Source organism: Aquimarina agarivorans (genome assembly GCF_000218485.1).
Classification (GTDB): domain Bacteria; phylum Bacteroidota; class Bacteroidia; order Flavobacteriales; family Flavobacteriaceae; genus Aquimarina; species Aquimarina agarivorans.
This window is the reverse complement of sequence record NZ_AFPB01000135.1, coordinates 1-22751: the sequence shown is the minus strand read 5'-3', so window position 1 is coordinate 22751 and position 22751 is coordinate 1. Positions and strand designations below refer to the sequence as shown.

Annotated in this window: 21 protein-coding genes and 2 pseudogenes; 10 read left to right on the top strand and 13 right to left on the bottom strand. The window is 32.0% G+C overall.

Annotation, left to right across the window (positions count from 1 at the left end; all coding sequences use genetic code 11):
• Positions 1-31: 31 nt before the first annotated feature.
• From GMC_RS0107385 to GMC_RS0107375, 3 genes are all read right to left on the bottom strand, one after another.
• The gene (locus GMC_RS0107385; RefSeq protein ID WP_029489654.1) at positions 32-1717 is read right to left on the bottom strand and encodes a hypothetical protein; all 1686 of its coding nucleotides are present in this window, start codon (positions 1715-1717) and stop codon (positions 32-34) included.
• Positions 1718-2033: 316 nt separating this feature from the next.
• Complete coding sequence (ilvC, locus tag GMC_RS0107380) at positions 2034-3509, bottom strand: ketol-acid reductoisomerase (protein ID WP_010521534.1); 1476 nt, start codon at positions 3507-3509, stop codon at positions 2034-2036.
• Positions 3510-3620: 111 nt separating this feature from the next.
• The gene (locus GMC_RS0107375; protein ID WP_029489653.1) at positions 3621-4271 is read right to left on the bottom strand and encodes a rhomboid family intramembrane serine protease; all 651 of its coding nucleotides are present in this window, start codon (positions 4269-4271) and stop codon (positions 3621-3623) included.
• A 55-nt stretch (positions 4272-4326) separates the two neighbouring features.
• On the opposite strand from GMC_RS0107375, the pseudogene GMC_RS19440 reads away from it, so the two are divergent.
• Positions 4327-5201 (top strand): annotated as a pseudogene (locus tag GMC_RS19440) (lysophospholipid acyltransferase family protein).
• 179 nt (positions 5202-5380) lie between these two features.
• On the opposite strand, the gene glmM reads toward GMC_RS19440, so the two are convergent.
• The gene (glmM, locus tag GMC_RS0107365) at positions 5381-6769 is read right to left on the bottom strand and encodes a phosphoglucosamine mutase (RefSeq protein ID WP_010521532.1); all 1389 of its coding nucleotides are present in this window, start codon (positions 6767-6769) and stop codon (positions 5381-5383) included.
• 194 nt (positions 6770-6963) lie between these two features.
• Here glmM and GMC_RS0107360 point away from each other — a divergent pair, with 194 nt between their 5' ends.
• The 7 genes from GMC_RS0107360 (at position 6964) to GMC_RS0107330 (ending at position 13268) form a co-directional block, all read left to right on the top strand.
• A complete protein-coding gene (locus GMC_RS0107360) occupies positions 6964-7554 on the top strand; it encodes an acyl carrier protein phosphodiesterase (RefSeq protein ID WP_010521531.1) in 591 nt (196 codons plus the stop codon).
• Positions 7555-7815: 261 nt separating this feature from the next.
• Positions 7816-8100, top strand: a complete 285-nt coding sequence (locus GMC_RS0107355) for a TIGR03643 family protein (protein ID WP_010521530.1) — start codon at positions 7816-7818, stop codon at positions 8098-8100.
• Positions 8101-8155: 55 nt separating this feature from the next.
• Positions 8156-8791, top strand: coding sequence for a flavin reductase family protein (locus GMC_RS0107350; protein WP_010521529.1), 636 nt, complete (start codon positions 8156-8158; stop codon positions 8789-8791).
• Positions 8788-8916, top strand: a complete 129-nt coding sequence (locus tag GMC_RS21205; RefSeq protein ID WP_010521528.1) for a DUF2256 domain-containing protein — start codon at positions 8788-8790, stop codon at positions 8914-8916. The genes GMC_RS0107350 and GMC_RS21205 overlap by 4 nt, the downstream gene beginning before the upstream one ends.
• Before the next feature lie 3 nt (positions 8917-8919).
• Complete coding sequence (locus GMC_RS0107340) at positions 8920-10218, top strand: DASH family cryptochrome (RefSeq protein WP_010521527.1); 1299 nt, start codon at positions 8920-8922, stop codon at positions 10216-10218.
• Between the two features lie 43 nt (positions 10219-10261).
• Positions 10262-11794: a cryptochrome/photolyase family protein gene (locus tag GMC_RS0107335; protein ID WP_010521526.1), complete on the top strand. Its 1533-nt coding sequence runs from the start codon at positions 10262-10264 to the stop codon at positions 11792-11794.
• A complete protein-coding gene (locus GMC_RS0107330) occupies positions 11784-13268 on the top strand; it encodes a cryptochrome/deoxyribodipyrimidine photo-lyase family protein (RefSeq protein WP_010521525.1) in 1485 nt (494 codons plus the stop codon). The genes GMC_RS0107335 and GMC_RS0107330 overlap by 11 nt, the downstream gene beginning before the upstream one ends.
• Before the next feature lie 82 nt (positions 13269-13350).
• Here the strand turns inward: GMC_RS0107330 and GMC_RS0107325 are convergent, their stop codons facing one another.
• The 5 genes from GMC_RS0107325 to GMC_RS0107295 all read right to left on the bottom strand — a co-directional run bounded on the left by GMC_RS0107325 (position 13351) and on the right by GMC_RS0107295 (position 19245).
• The gene (locus tag GMC_RS0107325; protein ID WP_010521524.1) at positions 13351-15486 is read right to left on the bottom strand and encodes a S8 family peptidase; all 2136 of its coding nucleotides are present in this window, start codon (positions 15484-15486) and stop codon (positions 13351-13353) included.
• Between the two features lie 679 nt (positions 15487-16165).
• The gene (locus GMC_RS20630) at positions 16166-16714 is read right to left on the bottom strand and encodes a hypothetical protein (RefSeq protein WP_138940590.1); all 549 of its coding nucleotides are present in this window, start codon (positions 16712-16714) and stop codon (positions 16166-16168) included.
• Positions 16665-17996 carry an ATP-binding protein gene (locus tag GMC_RS20625; RefSeq protein ID WP_029489651.1) on the bottom strand — a complete coding sequence of 444 codons (1332 nt, stop codon included), beginning with the start codon at positions 17994-17996 and terminating at the stop codon, positions 16665-16667. The genes GMC_RS20630 and GMC_RS20625 overlap by 50 nt, the downstream gene beginning before the upstream one ends.
• Positions 17997-18703: 707 nt before the next feature.
• Positions 18704-19006 (bottom strand): type II toxin-antitoxin system RelE/ParE family toxin, encoded by a 303-nt coding sequence (locus tag GMC_RS0107300; protein WP_010521522.1) that lies wholly within the window; start codon positions 19004-19006, stop codon positions 18704-18706.
• Positions 19003-19245 (bottom strand): type II toxin-antitoxin system ParD family antitoxin, encoded by a 243-nt coding sequence (locus GMC_RS0107295; RefSeq protein ID WP_010521521.1) that lies wholly within the window; start codon positions 19243-19245, stop codon positions 19003-19005. Before GMC_RS0107295 ends, GMC_RS0107300 begins: the two co-directional genes overlap by 4 nt.
• Before the next feature lie 581 nt (positions 19246-19826).
• Here GMC_RS0107295 and GMC_RS21200 point away from each other — a divergent pair.
• On the top strand, positions 19827-20180 hold the full coding sequence (locus GMC_RS21200; RefSeq protein WP_040472481.1) for a transposase: 354 nt from the start codon (positions 19827-19829) through the stop codon (positions 20178-20180).
• Between the two features lie 297 nt (positions 20181-20477).
• Here the strand turns inward: GMC_RS21200 and GMC_RS0107285 are convergent, their stop codons facing one another.
• The 4 genes from GMC_RS0107285 to GMC_RS0107270 form a co-directional block, all read right to left on the bottom strand.
• On the bottom strand, positions 20478-20690 hold the full coding sequence (locus GMC_RS0107285; protein ID WP_010521519.1) for a hypothetical protein: 213 nt from the start codon (positions 20688-20690) through the stop codon (positions 20478-20480).
• A 2-nt stretch (positions 20691-20692) separates the two neighbouring features.
• Positions 20693-21007: a DUF3817 domain-containing protein gene (locus tag GMC_RS0107280; protein ID WP_010521518.1), complete on the bottom strand. Its 315-nt coding sequence runs from the start codon at positions 21005-21007 to the stop codon at positions 20693-20695.
• 2 nt (positions 21008-21009) lie between these two features.
• Positions 21010-21474 (bottom strand): hypothetical protein, encoded by a 465-nt coding sequence (locus GMC_RS0107275; RefSeq protein ID WP_010521517.1) that lies wholly within the window; start codon positions 21472-21474, stop codon positions 21010-21012.
• Positions 21475-21548: 74 nt separating this feature from the next.
• Entirely contained in the window at positions 21549-22139 is a 591-nt protein-coding gene (locus GMC_RS0107270; RefSeq protein ID WP_010521516.1) for a TetR/AcrR family transcriptional regulator, read from the bottom strand.
• Positions 22140-22466: 327 nt separating this feature from the next.
• On the opposite strand from GMC_RS0107270, the pseudogene GMC_RS22160 reads away from it, so the two are divergent.
• A pseudogene (locus GMC_RS22160) lies at positions 22467-22751 on the top strand (hypothetical protein); the annotation flags it as partial.

Sequence of the window (22751 nt, the reverse complement as noted above, 5' to 3'; positions counted from 1 at the left end):
GTTTTAGATGATGCCGCTACTTGCCGAGTATCTACATCCGCTGTTTGACTTTTAGTTTTTTTGGTTTTAGCTTTTGCCCTAATTTCAGGAATACCCTTTGCTGTTTTTTTAAATTCTGTTCTTTTGCTACTGCTGTCCTTAATTCAGCATTAGTTGATCGCTGTTTTTTTACATTGCTTTTAGAAATTTTATCTCGTTTTGTTACTCCAGCTTTATCTTTACTACTAACAAAACCCTCATCTTTATTTGGTTTTACCCTTGTTTGATCAACTCCATCAATAGTTGCAGTGTTACTTTTATTCCTTCTTTTTTCAGCGTCAGCTAATTTATTAACTGATACTAAAATTCGATCAATAGCAGATTTATCAGCGGCTTTTTTACGGGCTTCTTTATAAGTTTTTTGAGATGCTACATATTCTCCGTTCTTCAAGTACTCCCCTCCTTTTCTAAGCAAGTCACCGTAAGACAAATTTGCTTCGTCTTGGGCAACTTTAGTTCTTATCTTTTTTTTATTACTATTATTTGTTATTTTTTTATCTGTGGTAATCTTCTTTGACTTTCTTGTTTCACTAAATTGTTTATAATCCGCAAACAACGCTTCTTTTTCTTTCTTTTCTTTTTCTTTCCTTGACTGTTCCGAAATACTTAATTTGTTAGGCTTACTGCTTCCACCCTTTTTAATTTTATCGTTGATTATAGCAATTCCCTTGTTGACTAATACTTTATTATTGGTGTATTTTTTTGATTGATTTAATTCCGTAATCGCTTTTTTGTAATTGCCCTCAATTATATATTTATTTGCCTTATCAATTAATTTATAATATGACTTTTCTTTATTAAAGGAATCAAAGGATGCATTTATTTTTAAATCATTTTTTAAATTCAATATTGGATCTATGGTTACTGCTTTTTCTTGATTTTTATTTTTCCAGCGAAATTTAGACCTTGATCGATTCAAATAACTATCTACAATTTCAATTTTATCTTCTACAAAATCAGTGTTTGATGAGTATTTTTTTGCTTTAAGAAAAGAAAATAGCGCTTGTTCATAATTATTCTCGCTTAAGCGAATATTACCTTCCGTTAATAACCTCAAATATTCTTCTTCATTATCTTTTTGGGACTTTTCAGAAGTATTATTAGTAATACGGTCAATAATCTCTAATACAAATAAATCATTTTCAAATAGCTTTGTAATTTTTAAGGTCTTCAAAATTTTAAATTTAAATCCTAAACCTTTATCAATTTCAGCAAATGTTACATTTAATGATTTAAGCTTCTGCTTATCTGCATCAGATAGCAGAAACATCTCATACTTATTAGACCTTAACAGTAATTCTTTTTCAAAATTACTTTGGTTTTTATAAGTTAATTTTGAATCAATTTCAATATTAACTAGGCTTTCGTAAGGAAAAGAAATTCCAAATAAATCATGCCCACGATATGTTTTTCCTTCGTAAGTAACTTCTTCAATATAAAAAGAAGCCAATTTATAGTTAAAAGCCAAGTCATCAATTTTTTTAGTTTCGCTAGAAACAAAAAACTTTACTATTCCTGTATATTTAATACTCAAGCCTGCTTCTTCATAATTACCTTTAATAAAAAAATTATTTTTTATTACTGTGTTTGCAAAAACTGTAGTTGTCAATAAAAAACTACACATTATCGTAAGAAAAAAAGCAAACTTTTTTATGTTCAATTGAATTTTAATTTTCATGTAAGTAAAACGCTAAATCAACAAAATTTTTATTCTGAATTAAAACAATATTCGAAACAATATCATCTCTTTCATTATTTAAAGCAACAAGTCGTAACTTCTTTAGTTCTACAACTATTTTAATTAGGAGTTATTATAACAAGTTTAACAAATAAAATCGATACTTTTTCAAAATTATTCATTTGGGCTACATACTTTTTCAATAGCATTCAAGCACAAAAAACCCAGCTATTAAAAAACAACTGGGTCTGTAAAGTATACTGTTTTTTTATTTTACTATTCGTTTAATATAAAATCAGTTTACAAATAAACTATATTATACAATTGGTTTCATTGCTGTCATAGCCTCACGCAGTTCTTCTCCAACGATTTCAATTGGGTGATTACGTACAATATCATTTACTTTAAGTAACTCAGCGTTACTAACCCCTGCTCCGTTATCTTTAGCGTAAGGCTTACCAATTACATCCGTTGAAACCTTAGCCATAAAATCTTTCAATAATGGCTTACAAGCATGGTCAAACAAGTAGCATCCGTACTCCGCAGTATCAGAAATTACTCGATTCATTTCAAATAACTTTTTACGCGCAATGGTGTTTGCTATCAACGGAGTTTCGTGCAATGATTCGTAATATGCAGATTCTTCGATAATACCAGCTTCTGTCATAGCTTCAAAAGCCAACTCTACACCAGCTCTTACCATAGCTACCATTAACACTCCATTATCGTAATATTCCTGCTCAGTAATTTCAACATCACCTGCTGGGGTTTTCTCAAAATTAGTTTCTCCGGTAGCTGCTCTCCAACCCAATAAGTTTTTATCATCATTGGCCCAGTCTTCCATCATTGTTTTTGAAAACTCTCCTTCAATAATATCATCCATATGTTTATTAAAAAGAGGACGCATGATATCTTTTAACTCTTCAGAAAGTTCAAAAGCTTTAATTTTAGCCACGTTACTTAAACGATCCATCATGTTAGTAATACCCCCATACTTTAAACCTTCAGTAATTGTTTCCCAACCGTATTGGATTAATTTAGAAGCATACCCTGCGTCAATCCCTTCTTCAACCATTTTATCGAAACATAAAATAGAACCTGTTTGTAACAAACCACAAAGTATAGTTTGCTCTCCCATAAGATCCGATTTTACTTCGGCAATAAATGACGATGCCAACACTCCAGCTCTATCTCCTCCAGTTGCTACTGCATAAGCTTTTGCTTCAGCCCACCCTCTTCCTTCTGGATCATTTTCTTCATGTACCGCAATTAAAGTTGGTACTCCAAATCCTCTTTTGTACTCTTCTCTAACTTCAGACCCTGGTGACTTTGGTGCAACCATTATTACTGTTAAATCTTCGCGAATTTGCATTCCCTCTTCAACAATATTAAATCCGTGAGAGTACGTTAAGGTTGCCCCTTTTTTCATTAATGGCATAACTGCTGTTACTACAGCTGTATGTTGCTTATCTGGAGTTAAGTTAATTACTACATCTGCGGTTGGTATTAATTCTTGGTACGTACCTACCACAAAACCACTTTCAGTAGCATTTAAATACGACTGACGTTTTTCAGCAATAGCTGCATCACGTAAAGCGTAAGAAATATCTAAACCAGAATCTTTCATGTTTAAACCTTGATTTAAACCCTGTGCTCCACAACCTACAATTACAATTTTTTTCCCTAGTAATGCTTTTACTCCATCAGCAAATTCTGATGAATCCATAAATCTACATTTACCAAGTTGCGTTAATTGGTCTCTTAACGATAATGTATTAAAATAATTAGCCATTATTTATGCTTTTATTAAGTATCTAAATTTTGTGCAAATATAGTATTTACATTCGTTTATCATACTATGGTATTAATTATGTTTTACGATGCTCAACTACAGTATCCGCAATTATACCTTACCAGTTTTGTATAAAATATAAAGTAACACAATAGGGATTGCTAATAATAAAACCATTAGTTTACTGGTCTCAAGCAAACTTGGTTGCATTAGTAAGGTAATTATATAACCTGCAGCAGCCCCTCCAAAGTGAGCGTCATGTCCTATATTATCATGTTGGTTACGCATTCCGTAAATTGAATACAATAAGTATCCAATTCCAAAAACATAGGCTGGTATTGGTATTGGAATAAACATAATAAACAAATCCATTTGTGGATATAACAAAATAGAAGCATACAACACCCCTGAAACTGCTCCACTGGCACCAATGGCACTGTAATGCGGTTCATTTTTATGAAACAAATAGGAAAAAGCACTTCCTAAACCTAAACTAGCAACATAAATAATTAAAAAATTAACATTGCCTAATCGGCTGGTTACTATTGGCGAAAAAATATACAACGTGTACATATTAAAAATCAAATGGCCCCAGTCGGCATGCAAAAAACCTGAACTAAACATTCTTAACTTATCGCCGTTTTTTATAGCTGCGATATTAAATTTATACTTTTCAAAAAAAGCAAGGTTATTAAAACCTGTCATGGACATTATTGCATTGGCTACTATAAGGAGTAGTACAACGTTGGTTGTGTTTGGCATAATTTCATATTTATTGTTCAAATATACTTATATCTTTGTTGCAAACAATTGAACAATGCATACACTAGTTTACTGGTTAATTTATCCTTTTTTATGGTTAATATCAATACTTCCGTGGAAAGTATTCTATTTATTTTCAGATGTGGTATGCTTTATTGTTTACAGAATTTTTAGTTACAGAAAAAAAGTAGTTACAAAAAATTTGCGAAATGCGTTTCCTGAAAAATCCAAAGATGAAATAAAAAAATTCGAAATAAGTTTTACAATCATATGTGCGATATGTTTTTGGAAATGGTGAAATCAATTTCTATATCAAATGAAACCACCAAAAAACATTACAAATTTATTCATACCGAATCTCTCAGAAAATTAGAAGAAAGTGGAAAAAGCTATGTACTATTAGCAGGACATTATGCCAGTTATGAATGGGCCAATTCTATTGACTTAAACACTAGCTTTACAAGTGTAGGGGTGTATAAGCCCATTAGAAATTTAAGTTTTGACAGATTAGCAAAAAAAATCAGGGGGCGCTTTGGAGCCGATGTAATTCCCAACAAAAAAATAATGCGTTTTGCTGTTGCAAAAGAACGCAAAAACCCTGGGGGTAGTATCTATGGATTAATCTCCGACCAAAGTCCAAAACTACATGGTGGCAAAACTTATTGGTCTAAATTCATGGGGCAAAAAGTCCCAATTTTTGTTGGCGGGGAAATACTAGCAAAAAAGCTTGATCTGAATATTGCTTATCTAAAAGTAGAAAAAGTAAAACGCGGGTACTACGAAGCTGAAGTGGTTATCATATCTGATGATGCTAAATCCATTCCTGATTTTAAAGCCACCGATACTTACACCTCGCTTTTAGAAGAACAAATAAGAAATCGCCCAGAATTGTATTTGTGGACACACAAACGATGGAAACATGCACGTTGATTTTTTAGTGGTTGATGGTTGATGGTTGATGGTTGATGGTAAAATAAAAAAGCTCAAAATTCTAACATATAATTTTGAGCTTTTTTATTACTTTTTATGAAAAAAAATTATGCTTCGCTATTTTCATACTCTGAAATCTAGAATCTGAAAACCGAAAATTTTATCAAAAAATTCGTGGTTTATAAACCTGCTATTTCTTTGATTTCATTGATAGTTCTTTCTGCTAATTCATCGGCCTCATCTTGGGATTTAGCCTCTGTATAAATCCTAATAATGGGTTCGGTATTACTTTTTCGTAAGTGAAACCAATTTTCAGCAAAATCTACTTTTACCCCATCAGTAGTAGTAACATTTTCAGTAGCGTATTTATTCGCCATAGCGGCTAAAATACCATCCACATCCAAACTCGGAGTTAAAGTAATTTTATTTTTACTCATAAAATATGCGGGGTATGAAGCTCTTAACTCACTAACTTTCATTTTCTTTTCAGCTAAATGTGTCAAAAATAAAGCAACTCCTACTAACGAATCACGTCCGTAATGAGATTCGGGGTAGATAATACCCCCATTACCTTCACCTCCAATAATTGCGTTTTCTGCTTTCATGATAGTCACTACATTTACCTCTCCCACATTTGCCGCAGTATATTTGCCGCCATGCTTTTCAGTTACATCACGCAAAGCCCTACTTGACGATAAATTAGAAACTGTATTCCCTTTTGTTTTTCCTAAAACAAAATCGGCACAGGCTACTAATGTATATTCTTCTCCAAACATTTCTCCATCTTCGCTCATAAAAGCCAAACGATCTACATCAGGATCAACTGTAATTCCTAAATCTGCTTTTTCACTTACTACTTTAGCTGCCAAATCTCCCAAATGCGCTTTTAAAGGCTCTGGATTATGCGGAAAATGACCCGTTGGATCGCAGTATAATTCAACAACTTCTACCCCCATTCTTTTTAATAATGGCGGTATGGATATGCCTCCTGTGGAGTTTACTGCATCAACAACTACCTTAAATTTTGCCTGTTTTACTTTTTCAATATCTACCAATGAAAGCTTTAAAACTGATTCAATGTGTTTTTCAATATATGAATCATCAACTGTTATGGTCCCTAAATCATCTACCTCACTAAAAATATAACTATCAGACTCGGCTATGTCTAAAATTTCGGCGCCATTAGCTGCATTCAAAAATTCTCCTTTATTATTTAATAATTTTAAGGCATTCCATTGCTTAGGATTGTGGCTTGCGGTTAAAATTATTCCGCCGTCAGCTTTTTCCAAAGGCACCGCAATTTCAACCGTTGGTGTGGTTGACAAACCTAAATCAATAACTTCAACTCCTAACCCCACCAAACTATTCATAACCAATTGTTGAATCATATGGCCTGATAAACGTGCATCACGACCAACAACAACTTTTGGAGCAGCTTTTCCTGAAGCTTTTTTTATCCATGTCCCATAAGCTGATGCAAATTTTACAGCATCAACTGGTGTTAAATTATCATTTACCGATCCGCCAATAGTACCGCGTATTCCCGAAATTGATTTTATTAATGTCATTTATAATAATTTGATTTTGGTTTTTAACAAATATAAAGTTTAAAAATATCAAGTAGGAAAGCAATTACACAAAATATTCGAAAGAAAAAACAGACAAAACGTAAAGCGCTTAATAATAAAAAATTACAAATTAATAAGCTGACATTTAAATTAAACATTAGTTCAATTTACATTTTAAGTTTATCTTACAATCAATGAATTTTTTAGCACACATTTACCTTTCTTACGATCATCCTGAAATACAAATTGGAAATTTTATTGCTGATTCGGTCAAAGGAAATAGCTATTTAAATTATGACGAAACAGTCAAAAAAGGGATCATTTTACACAGGTCAATTGACTCCTACACCGACAAACATTCCATTACAAAACAGTGTAAACTAAAATTTTCAAGTTACGGGCATTTTGCAGGTGTGGTAACTGATATCATATTCGATCATTTTTTGGCAAAAAACTGGAATAATTATCATGCTACACCACTTAAAGAATTTACTGTTGACTTTTATACGTTACTCAAAACAAATCAAAATAAGTTACCTCCAAGAGTACAGCATTTTCTTCCTGCAATGATTTACGAAAACTGGCTTTACAAATACCGTACAATTGGTGGCATAAGCAACATCCTATTCCAAATGAATCGGCGCACTAAAAATATTTCAAAAATGAATTATGCAGTCATTGAACTCAATGAAAATTACAATTATTTAGAACAGCAATTCACTTATTTTTTTAAAGACCTAGAAGCTTACGTTAAGCTACAAACAACTCTTATCAATACAATTTGATCCATTACACTTCACAAAATATTCGAAGCAATGCTGAACTAGAAATTAACACCGTATACTAATTCGAGTGTTTTTGCATAGCAATAGCGAAGCAAAAATGTATCGAGAACTCATGGGGCTGACCTACAAGCAACGCTTCTCGTATTCTATTTTTTCCATTACACTTCACAAATTAATCAAAGCAATGGGTTTTAACATTATTTTTTGTTTAGTGTTTTGAATAAAAAGTTAAACACTTGTATATTTACAAAAAATAAATATATGAGTATTCCCCAATTTAATGAACGTCAATTAGATCGGATTATAGAAATGGCTTGGGAAGATCGTACCCCTTTTGAGGTTATTGAATTTCAATTTAATATTCCTGAAAAAGAGGTTATCAAATTAATGCGTGCCAACCTTAAAGAAAGTAGTTTTAAACGTTGGCGCAAAAGAGTAAACAGCGGTGTAAGCCAAAAGCACGCCAAAAAAAGAAATCCTGATATCAAACGCTTTAAATGTTCCAGGCAAAGAGCCATTTCTGGAAATAGAATTAGTAAACGCTAGTTTTTTAAAGTTCAGTTATAAAACTTCTCCGTAAGGAAATAATTAACAATTTGATATGCATTACAAAAAGCAAGATATAGCGGCAATGGATAAGTCCACCCGAATAATTACTATGAACAGCGCTTCGGGCATTAAACCTGGGAATTTAATTGGGAGTATCAATAAAAATGGAAATACTAATGTGGCTATTTTTAGTTCAGTTGTTCATTTAGGTAGTGATCCTGCGCTATTTGGTTTTGTTATGCGCCCTACTGGAGAAGTGCCTCGACACACTTACGATAATATTATCGATACTGGTACATATACCATAAACCACATCCATCCTTCATTTGTAAAAAATGCACATTACACCTCAGGTAAATTTGATGAATCCATTTCTGAATTTGAATCCTGCGGATTAACAGAAGAATTTATAGCCGATTTTGAAGCACCATTTGTTGCTGAAAGTAAATTTAAACTCGGTATGAAATATAGGGAAACAATTGAAATACCTTTAAATGGCACAAAATTAATTGTTGGCGAAGTGGAACATTTAATTGTTCCAAATGATTTAGATAAAAGTATCAATTTAGAAACTTTAAACGGCGTTGGAATTTCGGGACTTAACAGCTATTACAGCTTAAAAAAAATTGCTGAATATCCGTACGTGAGACTTAATGAAGTTCCTGATTTTGGTCATTTAAAAGTATGAAAAAGCAACACTTACCCACAAAAATTTGTAGTATTTGCAATAAACCATTTGCATGGAGAAAAAAGTGGGCTAAAGATTGGGAAAATGTAAAATATTGTAGCGAAAGATGCAGAAGAAATAAATAAGATATGAGTACAGGTTTAATTTGGTTTCGTAATGACTTAAGGGTAAATGATCAAAAATCATTGGCTGAGGCTACTCGCAAACATGATAGTGTAATTGGGGTATATTGCTTTGATCCAAGACAATTTTCTACAGATCCGTATGGGTTTATTAAAACAGGAAAATTTAGAACCCAGTTTTTGATTGAAACTGTGGAACAACTAAAATTAAATCTTGCTAAATTCAATATTCCTTTGTTTGTGTATTTTAACAAGCCCGAGGATAAACTTCCTGAAATTATTAGCGCCCACAATTGTACCCACATATACTGTCAGAAGGAATGGACTAGCGAAGAATTAAAAGTAACAAATGCCGTAAAAAAAGCGCTTACCAAAAACTTGGTCGCATGGATTGAAAGTTACGACCAATTTTTATACCAACCTGATAATATTCAGTTTACTATTGAAAAAATACCTCAGGTATTTACACGTTTTCGAAAAAGTGTTGAAAAATACGCAAAGGTTGAGGATTTAGCGACTATCGATCCTGCTTATCTTCAAAATCCAATTGAAAATAAAACCAAAATTCTTAACTTAACTGATCTTGGTTTTACCTATTTCGAGACTCCTTCACATACTGCCTTCCCATTTAAAGGAGGTGAAAATAGTGCATTGGAAAGACTGAATTCCTATTTCTGGGAAACCAAAAAACTAGCGTATTACAAAAAAACTAGAAACGGATTATTGGGTACGGATTATAGTTCCAAATTTTCTGCTTGGTTAGCTAACGGTAGTATTTCTGCCAAAACAATTTATATTCAAGTTAAAAAGTTTGAAAAAGAAATTAAGAAAAATGATTCCACCTACTGGTTGATTTTTGAATTGCTATGGCGTGATTATTTTAAATATATTTCCTTAAAACACGGCAACTCTATATTTAAAATCGGAGGTATTTTAAATAAAAATTACAACTGGTCAACGGATATGGAAGTAGTTCAACATTGGATCCACGGAAACACAGGTAAACCATTTGTTGATGCAAATATGCTTGAATTACAGCAAACCGGTTGGATGAGTAACCGAGGCCGTCAAAATGTAGGTTCGTATTTAGCGAAGGATTTATTGGTCGATTGGCGTATTGGTGCCGCTTATTTTGAAAGCATGCTTATTGATTATGATGTGCACAGCAATTACGGAAATTGGATGTACGTTGCTGGTATAGGTAATGACCCAAGAGATCGGAAATTTAACGTAGATCTGCAAGCTGAAAGGTATGACACCAATAAAAAATTTCAACGCTTGTGGTTACAACCTACCCTATTTTAAGTAAACCACTTTTTAAAATTTAAAACAACGTAAGCATCAACTAATGACAGTAAGACTCATACTCGGCGATCAATTAAATTACAACCATTCCTGGTTTAAATCAGTGGATGCAAGTGTCATCTATTTTATGGCCGAAATGCGTCAGGAAACCGATTATGTTACCCATCACATCCAAAAAATAGTCGCTTTTTTTAAAAGTATGCGAAATTTTGCTGCGCATTTACAACAGCTAGGTCATCAAGTGATCTATTACGAACTAGACCAAACCGAAAACCTACAATCCATAACCGCAAATTTATCCCAAGTATTAGCAAATAAAAAGGCTGATTTTTTTGAGTATCAACTTCCAGACGAATACCGATTAGACCAACAATTACAAAAATTTTGCGATACTCTTTCTATTGCTAGTAACGTGGTGGACAGCGAGCATTTTTTAACAAGTCGGACAGATCTTACCACTTTTTTTAAAGGTAAAAAGCAGTACACCATGGAATTCTTTTACCGCTACATGCGGAAGCGGTTTCATATTATGATGGATAACGATGACAGTCCCGAAGGTGGCAAATGGAATTTTGACCATAGCAATAGAAACAAATGGAAAGGAGATCCCGAAATACCTGGTAAAAAAAATTTTAATACGGATATACAAACTATTGTTTCATTACTAAAAACACAAAATGTAAAAACTATTGGAGTAATTGATACTACCAGTTTTAATTGTCCTACGAGTAGAAAAGAATCATTAGCGGTGCTCGATTATTTCTTCAAACACCTTTTAATTCATTTTGGTGATTTTCAGGATGCCATGCATACGGAGGAATATTATCTTTTTCATAGCAATCTCTCATTTGCAATGAACAGCAAACAGTTACATCCTAAAGAAGTTGTTGATGCAGTAATCCATTACTGGAGAAGCAATAAGGACACTATTGCTATTAGTCAAGTTGAAGGGTTTGTACGGCAAATTATAGGTTGGCGCGAATACATGCGTGGTATATATTGGATGAAGATGCCTGATTATGCCAATCTAAATAAATTAGATAATAAAAATCCCTTGCCGGATTTTTATTGGACGGGAAAAACAAAAATGAATTGTTTACACCACAGCATCACACAAAGTTTACAAACTGGCTATGCGCACCACATACAACGCTTAATGGTGACTGGCAATTACGCTTTACTGACTCAAACAAATCCTGATGAAGTGGACAAATGGTATTTAGGCATTTACAATGATGCAATTGAATGGGTTGAGATTACCAATACACGTGGCATGAGTCAATTTGCTGATGGAGGCCTTGTAGCCACAAAACCTTATGTTTCTAGCGGAAGCTACATTAATAAAATGAGCAATTATTGTAAAGGTTGCCATTATAAAGTTTCTAAAAAAATAGGTGAAAATGCGTGCCCTTTCAATTCCTTGTATTGGAATTTCCTTGATGAAAAGCGCCCAATACTAAAGGGGAACCAACGCATGCGTATGATGTACAGTTTGCTCGATAAAATGGATACTGAAACCTTAGTTGCTCACAAACAAAGAGCAGCACATATAATTTCCAACCCCAATGACTACTAAACCTTCCATAAATATTGTTTGGTTTAAACGCGATTTACGTTTGTTAGATCACGAGCCCTTACATAAAGCTATTTCAAATGGTTTACCTACGTTATTGCTATTTACTTTTGAACCTTCATTAATACAAAATCCTCATTACAGTGATCGGCATTGGAATTTTATTAAAGAATCCATTGTTGATATGAATAATGAGCTGAAAGAATTTGATACAAAAATTTTAGCAGTAACTGCTGAATTTATACCTGCTATTAGTAAACTACTTCAGTTTTGGACAATAAAAAATTTATTTTCCCATCAGGAAACCGGATTGAGAGTTACTTACGAACGCGATAAAGCTGTTAAACGTTTTTGTAAAAACAATTTAATACATTGGGAAGAAAGTATCACTAACGGAGTAGCCCGAGGCTTAAAAGATAGAATCAATTGGAGTGAAAATTGGACCAGCTATATGCTCCAACCCAAATTTGACTTTTTACCAAAGTTTTCCAATTTTATAGCTACCGAAACTTTAATAAACGTGGCTTCGTTTTTTAAAGAAACCTATTTAAAAACACCAAACGATTCCCAATTCCAAAAGGGAGGCACGGAAATGGGAATAAAATATTTACATTCTTTTTTTAAGGATGGTAGGTATAAAAATTACAACTCGCATATTTCAAAACCAGTACTTGCTCGTAAAAGCTGCAGCCGCTTATCCCCTTACCTTGCTTGGGGCAATTTGTCTGTTAGACAGGTTTGGCAGCATGCTAAAGTATTTAAAATTGAAGCAAGCAATAAACGCTGTATAGATGGTTTTACTTCAAGATTAAGGTGGCAAGCCCATTTTATTCAAAAGTTTGAAATGGAAGATCGCATGGAATTTGAAAGTATCAACCGGGGCTATCACAAACTAAAAAAAAATATATCCGATCAATATCACGAAGCGTGGATAACAGGAAATACTGGTTATCCAATAGTTGATGCTTGTATGCGCTGTTTAAATACGACTGGTTATCTAAATTTTAGAATGCGTGCCTTAGTGGTATCATTTTACACTCATAATTTATGGCAACCCTGGCAGGGTGCAACTACTCATTTATCCAAACAATTTTTAGATTTTGAACCTGGAATACATTTTCCGCAGTTGCAAATGCAAGCTGGTGAAACAGGTATAAATATGTTGCGTATATATAACCCAGTTAAAAATAGCAAAGAACACGACCCTGCTGGAGAATTTATTAAAAAATGGATTCCTGAATTAAAAGATATTCCTGTACAGTATATCCATGAGCCCTACTTGATTCCTCCATTAGAGCAACAGTTTTTAAATATTGATATTGGAAATGACTACCCACTACCAATTGTTGAACTAAGCAAAACAAGACAAAAAGCAAGTGATCATTTGTGGAAATTAAAAGATGATCCAACGGTAAAATCCGAAAGCTTTCGAATTTTGAGTCGCCATACATTATCCGATCGTAATAATTTTGATTGAGCATTGACCGAACGTTAAATTTATAGCAAAAAAAAGCTGCCTAAAATTTAGACAGCTTTATCATTTATTTATGGTGGTTCATTTAATTTTTAAAGATAGAACGTGTGTCAATTAACTTTTGCGTTTTCAAATCAACAACGTTAATAAAATACAAGCCATCTGGCTCATTTCCTAAATAAACTGTTTCGTTAACGTCTCTATTTTCCAGTGTAATTTCTTTATGAAAAACATTTCTTCCTGTAAAAGAAAATATGTCAACAAATAATTCACATTTCCCTTCAACAACTAGATTCAGTTTAAATTCTCTTTCAAATGGAGAAGGAAAAGCATTTACAGAAATTACATTCGACTCTCCTCTTTCTATATCGCTATCCATTACAAAATCATCCCCAAGTATTTCAACTAACGCATCAAATGTATTGATGAATCCATGACCTGTTTTAACATCATAACCTTCGTCAAATTCTTCAGTTAATGGATCATTCATATCTTCAGCCGTATTTTTATAGGCTTCTCTGATTTCCGCTGTAGTCAACTCATTATTGGCCTCCAATAATAAGGCAGTTGCCGCCGCTACTAAAGGTGCACTTGCTGAGGTTCCAAAAAAGTTTGGAAAACCGTCAGGTGCAAACTGTAAATCTTGACCAAAAAAGCTGGTATTAGTTCCATTGGGACCTACAATGAAAGGATTTTCATTAAATTGAGGCTCAATTGGTGTACCATCGCTAGCTAACAAAATTGGAGTTCCACCTGCCGATGAAAATCCATTTACAACAGAAAGTTCCAATGGTTCAGCACCTAATGAAACTCTAAAATCATTAAATTCAGGAGTATTAAAGAAAGAAGCTGCTCCTACCGCAATTGCTCCAGGTACATTTGAATGTCCAACGCAAGTACCCGCACTTGTTCCAACGGTATCAACAAAAACAACACCCTCATCTCTATCCAAGTATTTGATAACTCTTGGATTTGGTCCTGAAAATTTTTCTATTACAAGATCTGCAGAAATATCAGTAGTTCCCGTTGAATTGTCAAATTGAATTAATTCAATGTTAAATCCATCAGTAATATTATCAAAAACACTTGAATCAAGTAATTCAAGAGATTCTGCATCAAACAAAAATGCATCTATATCTGTTTGCGGATTTGGATTTGGTTTATCATTAAAAGCTGGCTGAGGGTCGTCCCACATGATAAACAAATTGATAGATCGACCTGCTGGTATCGTTAAACGCTGCGCGGTATCATTTCCACCAAAATCTAATAACTCCCCTCCTGACGGTCCTACTATTCCTGAGTTTACAAAGTCATTCTCGTACGAAGCTCTATCAGAATTTCCTGCAGATGAAAAATAAGAAACTCCACTTTCTGCTACATCATTAACAGCTCCACCAACGGCACTATCCTGAAAATAACTTTCAACAAAATAACTCACATCATCAACTATAATATCACAGCCCGCAGCTTCCAACGCTCTAATGCCCGCCGCAAAATCTAAAACTCCATCAAACGCTGTGTAAAAAAATAATTCTGCCCCTGGTGCTACGTCATGTATTAATTCAGCCATTGCTCTACCTTCGTCACTTCCTCTTGGCGACTCCGCTTCAGGATCTTCTGGTAAATCTTTCAATATAACTACTGGTTTTGTAAAACCATTTGGATTTCCCACTCCTGGCAAATCACCTTCTAATACTGAATCAGCAGCACCACCTAGTGAATTGTAACTATCGGATAGAATCCCTATTTTGATTCCAGTCCCGTTCAAACCCAAATTATTTCTTATTGAGTCAGTAAGCATTGAACGATCTCCTTCACTATCTACAACACCTACATTTAATTTAGGTTTAAACTCAGGCATTACCATTTTTAAAGTTTCCAAACCTTCCAAACGCTCAATAGCATCAATACTTATTTTACCACAAACCAAAGCATTAACGATAACACAATCTTTAGCTCCTATAGTAAGTAATTCATTTAACAACGTAGCTGTTTCATTAGTAGGCGATGCTATAAATGATATGTTCCCTTTATTAACAATAAATTGATCAATTTTAGAAGGATCCTTTAGTAGTTGCTTAAAACCAAATCCTAGTTTGGAATTACTTTTTAAGAGTGTCAATCTTTGTTTTTGAGAATCACTTAATCGGTATTCTTGCGCCGTCAACGAAGCACTTAATAACACCGATATAAAAAGATAGACTAAATAACAATTTTTCATTTTATATAGTTTTTGAAGTTACATTGCAAAAACCCATCACTTTACGCTCATTAAAATCAACACAAATTTATAAATGCATTAGAATTATTGATTTTAAAAACAATAATAGAGTCTTACTCAAAGCTATACAAAAACAGATATACTGTAGGAATAATTATATTTTATTAAGATTTTTTTAGGATAAAAAAATGATATTTAAACAAAAATGACAAAATAATTGATAAATTTTAATTTATTACGCTTAAAAAAAACAATAATTAAATAAATAGACTGTCATTTATCGATATTAACATTTAATTATAGTAAGATAAATATTACTTAGTGCAATAATTTGACTAAAAGGAGTATTATTAATGATTTATATGATCAATGATACGTTTTATATACTTATATATATTAAAATTACTAGGTATAATAATATAAGCATACTTAGCAGTACAGCTTCAAAATAGATACTTATGAATAAGAGCTATTAACCGAGTGTCTTTTACATTTCTTGATGCCAAGTGCTATCAATTTACTCTGGTTAACCTATGAGCTGTGTAATTTGCATTTGTCCGATTTAAACCTCAAACATAAAACTGCCTAAACTTAAAGAAAACAGCTCACAATCAGATTATAACCCATTCATATATAACCTATTGGTTAGGCGAGCGCGTTGGATGTTGCCGATGGTTTTTTATTTATATTCTAATTCTTCAAATGTTTTTAATAAATCTAAAGCAATAAATTCTGGTATTATATTTACGACTTTTTTTGTTATAGTAGGACAAATTGAGTTTTTCTCCATAAAACCTCTAAGATCGTAAATGCTTTTCAAAATGATTTCTTCCAAGATGTGTCCTTTTGTTTTAAAATACCAAATAGGTACTTTAATTATATAATCGTTTAAAGTTCTATATGATACTATTTCTGAATTATATAAATTTGAAATATTAGGTTCTATCTTTATTATTATTTTATCAACAATATTTTGAAGTTTTTCTTTGCCTATTTTTTGAAAATTTGTAATCTTATCATAGTCATCAAAACCAAATTCTAACTTTTTGTTTTCAATTTCTCGTAATATGAAAAATGCTATAAAAATAGGGTCAAGAATATAGTTCTCAATACTATATCTTTTTTTGTTTCCTAAAATAGAAATCACAGAACTTTCATGATTATTCCCATTATCGTAATCAATAAGTCCAAAAGCAGTTTTGCTTCCTGATTTTTGAAGACGATTCACTATTTTTTTTAACAAAATCACAACCTCCATTAACATCTCCATTTTGTTTTGTTTCACTCATAGTTATGAATTCTAAATGAATTTGTCTATTTAAATTACCCAAACTTTTTATATTAGAATACGTGTTTTCATAAAACAATTTATCAATATTTGCTTTAACGAAAATTTGCCTTCTATTTTCGTAATATATATTTAAGTTGTCTAAACCTTTAGTCAGATTATTTATAGCCTCTTTTTTTTCTATTTTTAATAACATTCCTAAATCTCTATCCATTTTATATATTGACAATTCTGGACTTAAGGCAACAGTAGATGGGGAGTGCGTTGTAATAATAACTTTAACTTGTTGTTGTTTTACAAAAATATTTTGTAAAACATCTAACATTTGCTTTGACATTGATGGATGTAGAACAGAGTCAGGTTCATCAAATAATATAACTTCTGGAAAAGTGATTTCATTTTTAGAGTTATATAATGCCAGTATTAAAGACATTATAGTTTTTTCACCTGAAGACAAATTGGGTATTTCAATAATTTTTTTACTTTTTATATCAATTAAGTTAGCTCTAAGATTAAAGTTCTCAACACTAAAATCGGGAGGGTTTAATCTATAAGGAAAATTAGCTTCTTCTAAAATTTTATTAAAAATATCCCAAGGTTTTTCTTTAGGGATTATTCCTAAATCTAATTTGCATTTATGCTTGATGTAGAGTAATGTAAGGTCAGTTGAAAATAGATTATTATTATTACTGAATGGAAGATTAATTATACATTCTTCAATTGTTGCAAGTTCAAATTTGTTTATTTTTTGAGAATATATTTTTTCAAATAGATTTAAGTCAGATTGTGTAATTGAATTATTATTACCTATATCTTTTTGATATCTTTTATTCAAATTTTCTAAGCTTATATTTTTATTAGAAATTTTCTTTAAGTTTAAATAGCTTACATATTTTATTGGTAATCTACCCCATTTATCAATATAAACTTGGGGAGTAATATTTTGTCCTAAATTTACATTATAATGATCTTGCATTTCATCATTATTCGAAATATAGTTGATGTTATTCATTTTTTTTTCTCCATCAAATATTTCACTCTTGGAATATTGAATAAAAGTTTCATTTTCAAATTTTTCTTCTATCCAATTTTCAATTGATAAAATTTTTAATAATTGAGTTTTACCTGAACCATTTTCACCTGTAACAACAATAAAATCAGGTAAGTTATCTATTTCAAATTTCTTTAAAATTTTATCTTCAACATTAATTTTAATTTTCATAATTTTGAATTATAGGCAATATTTAAAGCATTCATATTTCCTATAGTAGACAATAAACAAATGCTTTAGGTGTGGTAGCGCGTTAATTTTTATTCTTATACAGTTCAAATGCTTTTAAAAACTTCTTACCTCCAGACTTCGTTTGGCCATCAATAAAACCGTTCAATTCAGGGTGGTTTTTCGAATTCCAGTTCAAAAGTACATTTCTGTTTTTTCCCCAGCTCCAGCTCGCTTCGTCAAAATTATTTCAAGCACTTTATAAGTTGGTTCAAAACTAAATCCCATTTTAGCTAATTTCACAAGTAATCATTTTTAGAATATCTTACCTCATATTCATATTTCTGTATCGAGCTAATAAGAATGTTAGTTATTAAAGTTTTCATTTTAGAACTATTCAATTCATCAAAAGATTCGAAATTTTGTTTAGAAATTTCAACTCTGTTAATTTTTTTCAGGGTTTTTACAGGGTTTTTACAGGAAATGAACAAAATTATCAATAGTAAAAAAACTATAATTTTGCTCATTCTTTTTTTGTTTGGTTTAATGTACTACAAACCCAGCTATGGAAATCAGACACAATGCAGTTATCGAAAAAATGAACAAGTATTTGCGTCTATCATTTTGTGATCTTTTTTGGCATTAGTCAACATCTCATTCATCTATAGCCTATCGGCAAGACGAATGCTTTATGTGTTGTGTGCAGTTTTTTATTTCAATCTTTTTTTAATATCCATTCGCTGGTGCAAAATTCTAACTATTTCCACAATATCATTTTCTGCTTTACTATAAAAAATCAAATGAGATTTTATCTTAGTTACTCGATAATTCTTTCGAGTTTGTTCCGCTGACTTTCCAGTCATAAAGTTGTTAGCAATAAATTTAATTTCCGTAAATATCAAGTCATAATATCTGTCAGCTTGTTCTTTAGACCATATATTGAGCGTATAAATCCAAATTTTATCTAAATCCTCAATCGCTTGTTGACTTATGCGATATTTGTTTTTGCTCATAAGTGTTTACTATGTAATTCTTTCAGATGTAGTTTTGGGTCAAAATTTTCAACAAATCCACTATTTTCCCCAACTTCGAGAGCTTTAATCAGTTCCCTTTCCTTTTTTTCTTCATGTTCTAACAAACGTAAAGCAGAACGAATTACTTCGCTAACCGAACCATACCTTCCAGAGTTTACTTCTTCTCTTATAAAATTCTCAAAATGATTTCCGAGTGATATTGATATGTTTTTTTCCATTTCGACTATATTTTACCTAAATATACCAAGTCTTGGTAACATAGCCAAATTGCACACAACGGTCTCGGCATCGAGTAGGCAAAGGGATTTTCACCCTAAGCCTCTCACAGAACCGTGCTTGAAAGTCTCCCTTCATTCGGCTTACGATGTACGAATCTAAATTAACGTTTTCAATTGGTATAACCCATACTCCAGTGGTAGAATAGATTAGGAAATTGTTCCTTAATTCTATTAAACCACCGGTAAGCACTTTTTAAACTTGTATTATAACGCTTATACCTTTTTCTTGTCCATCGCACTAAACGATTGTTCAATAGCTTGAAGACTCCATGGAGCATGGATTTTCTGAATTTACCGTAGTAATTAATTCATCCTCTAATCATTGGATTAAGAATTTTAGCAATGCCTACAATATTATTTGAATTCATCCTATGAACTTTGAGTTCTCCTAACTTATCGGCAATCTTTTTTCTTATATTTATACAAATGCCACAATCAAATCCTAAAAATTGCCCACTTCGCTTTTTAGATTTAGAAGTTATAGGTTGAAATAAGTAACCCAGAAAATCAAATTTAACGTTGTGGTATTTTTCTTTTCTTCGATAATCTTTACAAAGCATTACCGTAAAGGAAGTGAATTAGCAACAATAAGTCTTCCCATCAACACCTTTGTTAATCGTTTTCAGTTACACATTTTACCAAAGGGTTTTACAAAGATCCGTCATTATGGATTGCTCAGTAGTACTACCAAGCGAAAGTACCTAAAGAAGCTGCAAGCGACATTGGCTAAAAGTCCACTAAATGTTAAAGCGCAAAAGATCAAGGACAACCACCGTATTTGCCCAAAATGTAAAAAAGGCACTTTGCAAATCATCGCTTACTTTGGGGTACGAGGTCCGCCAAAGCGCTGGTTAGAAAAACTAAAGACTACATAGATTTTAAAAAAATCCCATAATAGGGACGGGACAAGTATTGTCCAAATTTAAAGGAAATAGCTCAAAATTGGATTAAACCCCATATAAAACTTATAATCGATGCCAATAGATTCGTTTTTCAATAGTCAAAGCGTATTTTCAAACCTTGAAATTTGTGAAAAACGAGGTTGTACTTTCTAAAATTGAAGATTACCACACATCACTTTCCCCATAAATCCACCACCGGGTCAGTCAACATCGCATTCATCTCTGGCCTATCGGCAAGACGAATGCTTTATGTGTTACCTACTGCCTTTTCTATTCAGGTAATTCTTCACATTCAAAGCCAATGTCGTTTAAAATTTCAATAGTTTTTTTTACAATATTAATTTGGCTATTAATCCGTAAAATATTGTCACAATCTTCAAGGTCAAAGTTCCAATCGGAAACTGCTAATAATTTGTTTAAGTGTGGTGTCAGTAGTTTGATTGTTTTTTTAGAACTTATTGATGTTTTAAATACAAATATCATTATTACCTATTCGTTATTATGTTGCGAAGGATTTTATAATCAATGTAGAAAGTACCAAATGGAATAAAACAAGCGATAATGATTTTCCAAGTTGTTTCTTTGAATTTCCATTGCTGTTCGATACTTACTTTTAAAACATTGATTAAAAACAGTAAAAATAAGGCACCGTGAATAGGTCCAAGAGATTTTGAAAGAGAAGAATTGCCATAATAATATTTTAGTGGAACAGCTATAAAAATCAAAATAAGTAATGAAAACCCTTCTAAGAAAGCAAGAAGTCGTAAACGTCCGATTGTTGTTGTAAAATATTTTTTCATAATTAAAATTGTCTAAAATTAGGTCTACTTGATAGTGGTGAAAATGTCCAAGGAATTGCAATAAAAATGATTAATAAAGTAATGAAAAACCAAAGTAGTATTGCTTTAAATTTTTCTTTATCTGTCGGTTTTCTTTTTGCTTTTGCAGAACCAATTGTCAATACAATAATAGAAGTCAACATTAGAAAAATGTGTATTAAACCATAGAATGTCAAGTCCAAATTTTGCAAACCTATTTTGGTTTCTTTCCAAAAGTATTTTATTATCGGACTTTGTGTATAAAGTACTATTCCAACCATTAACTGAATGTGTGCAATGGTTGCTGTCCAATGTCGGAAAGCATTATCGATTTTTGAAAAAGCTTTGTTTTTTGAGTACCCAATAAATGCTCTATAAATGGAATAAACCAAAAAAGCTATAACAAACCAACGGAATAATGAGTGAATAGATAATAATATTGAATACATTTTACATTGTAATTTTTTAATTTGAATGTAAAAATAAACAAAACATACTATACAGTATGTTTTTTGATAAAAAATTACTTTAAGCTATTGAGATAATTTTTAAGCTGTTTTAAATAAGGTAGATATGGTTTTTTACTGTTTTCTAATTTGCCAAAATTTCGTATGCCCCAATAACCTGATATAATAAACATTGTTACCTGTTCTGAATTAACATTATTACGTACTAATTTATTTTCCTTTCCTTTTTCAATGATAGCTGTCATTACTTTTATCCATTCTTGTGTTAGCTCGTTTAAAGCAATATTAAAGTTAGTATTCCATGGAGTCATCTCTTGTGTAAAGTTTGACACAGGACAACCATACTCAACTTTTAAAAACTTATTTTTCATTAAAATGTTATCAATTAGATAATAAATAGCCTCCAATGGGTTTTCTTCTTTTTGTAAGGGTTGAATAAAATTGTTTGTAAATCTTGGTTTCAGAATTTCATTGATAATCGCAATTCCCATCTTGTCTTTGGTTTTAAAATGGTAATAAAAAGCTCCTTTTGTTACTTGTGTTGTAGCAATAATGTCATCAATACTTGTTGTTTGATAACCCTTAGTGTAAATCAGTTCAAATGCTTTTTGTAAGATTGTCAGTCGTGTTGATTCTGCCTTTTTCATGTAAGATACTATTCAGTATTTTTAACAAAGAAACAATAAAATAGTTTTTATTCAAAATTTCAATCTATTTGCTGGATCAGGTTGTAGGTAACGGTCTCGGCTATGAGTAGTTGCTTGGTTTAGCACTTAACTTTGCAAGTACACACCAAACTGAAAATCCGAGAGGATTTTTAGAAGTAGGCGAGAACAAGCAATTACTTATAGCCATTGTTGAACTAACCCTCCTTACCAGTCGTGAGCTTTTTACTACCTTGAAAGGTCAAATATTAAAATTTGTTATTATGATTTCAAAAAAAAGCAACGCTAGTTGATGAAGCTTTAGCTAAAGTGCTTCATTTTAAAGAATTACACGATAGATTACTTCGAGATTTTACCATTCAAGGTAAAGCCAAGAGTACCTTTAACAATTATATCCGTTGCCTTGCACACATGGCTTTGCATTTTAATCAAAGTCCAGAAGGTTTGGATGAAGAAGCTGTCAAGGATTACCTATTTCTTTGTAAATCCCAACATCAAACGCCATCGGAGAGCTTCTTTAAACACACCGTTTATGGTCTACGAGCAGCATACAAGGTTTTTTTTATTCAAATTTTGAACACCTTAATTATATAC

What these genes read in the sequence shown, in the direction of transcription:
- GMC_RS0107300 (WP_010521522.1), bottom strand. Translation starts at nt 19,006, where the DNA reads ATGAGCAAAAACAAATATCGCATAAGTCAACAAGCGATTGAGGATTTA.
- glmM (WP_010521532.1), bottom strand. Translation starts at nt 6,769, where the DNA reads ATGACATTAATAAAATCAATTTCGGGAATACGCGGTACTATTGGCGGA.
- GMC_RS21205 (WP_010521528.1), top strand. Translation starts at nt 8,788, where the DNA reads ATGAAAAAGCAACACTTACCCACAAAAATTTGTAGTATTTGCAATAAA.
- GMC_RS0107325 (WP_010521524.1), bottom strand. Translation starts at nt 15,486, where the DNA reads ATGAAAAATTGTTATTTAGTCTATCTTTTTATATCGGTGTTATTAAGT.
- GMC_RS0107340 (WP_010521527.1), top strand. Translation starts at nt 8,920, where the DNA reads ATGAGTACAGGTTTAATTTGGTTTCGTAATGACTTAAGGGTAAATGAT.
- GMC_RS0107270 (WP_010521516.1), bottom strand. Translation starts at nt 22,139, where the DNA reads ATGAAAAAGGCAGAATCAACACGACTGACAATCTTACAAAAAGCATTT.
- GMC_RS0107350 (WP_010521529.1), top strand. Translation starts at nt 8,156, where the DNA reads ATGCATTACAAAAAGCAAGATATAGCGGCAATGGATAAGTCCACCCGA.
- GMC_RS0107330 (WP_010521525.1), top strand. Translation starts at nt 11,784, where the DNA reads ATGACTACTAAACCTTCCATAAATATTGTTTGGTTTAAACGCGATTTA.
- GMC_RS0107385 (WP_029489654.1), bottom strand. Translation starts at nt 1,717, where the DNA reads ATGAAAATTAAAATTCAATTGAACATAAAAAAGTTTGCTTTTTTTCTT.
- GMC_RS0107360 (WP_010521531.1), top strand. Translation starts at nt 6,964, where the DNA reads ATGAATTTTTTAGCACACATTTACCTTTCTTACGATCATCCTGAAATA.
- GMC_RS0107335 (WP_010521526.1), top strand. Translation starts at nt 10,262, where the DNA reads ATGACAGTAAGACTCATACTCGGCGATCAATTAAATTACAACCATTCC.
- GMC_RS0107295 (WP_010521521.1), bottom strand. Translation starts at nt 19,245, where the DNA reads ATGGAAAAAAACATATCAATATCACTCGGAAATCATTTTGAGAATTTT.
- GMC_RS0107355 (WP_010521530.1), top strand. Translation starts at nt 7,816, where the DNA reads ATGAGTATTCCCCAATTTAATGAACGTCAATTAGATCGGATTATAGAA.
- GMC_RS0107280 (WP_010521518.1), bottom strand. Translation starts at nt 21,007, where the DNA reads ATGAAAAAATATTTTACAACAACAATCGGACGTTTACGACTTCTTGCT.
- GMC_RS20625 (WP_029489651.1), bottom strand. Translation starts at nt 17,996, where the DNA reads ATGAAAATTAAAATTAATGTTGAAGATAAAATTTTAAAGAAATTTGAA.
- ilvC (WP_010521534.1), bottom strand. Translation starts at nt 3,509, where the DNA reads ATGGCTAATTATTTTAATACATTATCGTTAAGAGACCAATTAACGCAA.
- GMC_RS0107285 (WP_010521519.1), bottom strand. Translation starts at nt 20,690, where the DNA reads ATGATATTTGTATTTAAAACATCAATAAGTTCTAAAAAAACAATCAAA.
- GMC_RS0107275 (WP_010521517.1), bottom strand. Translation starts at nt 21,474, where the DNA reads ATGTATTCAATATTATTATCTATTCACTCATTATTCCGTTGGTTTGTT.
- GMC_RS0107375 (WP_029489653.1), bottom strand. Translation starts at nt 4,271, where the DNA reads ATGCCAAACACAACCAACGTTGTACTACTCCTTATAGTAGCCAATGCA.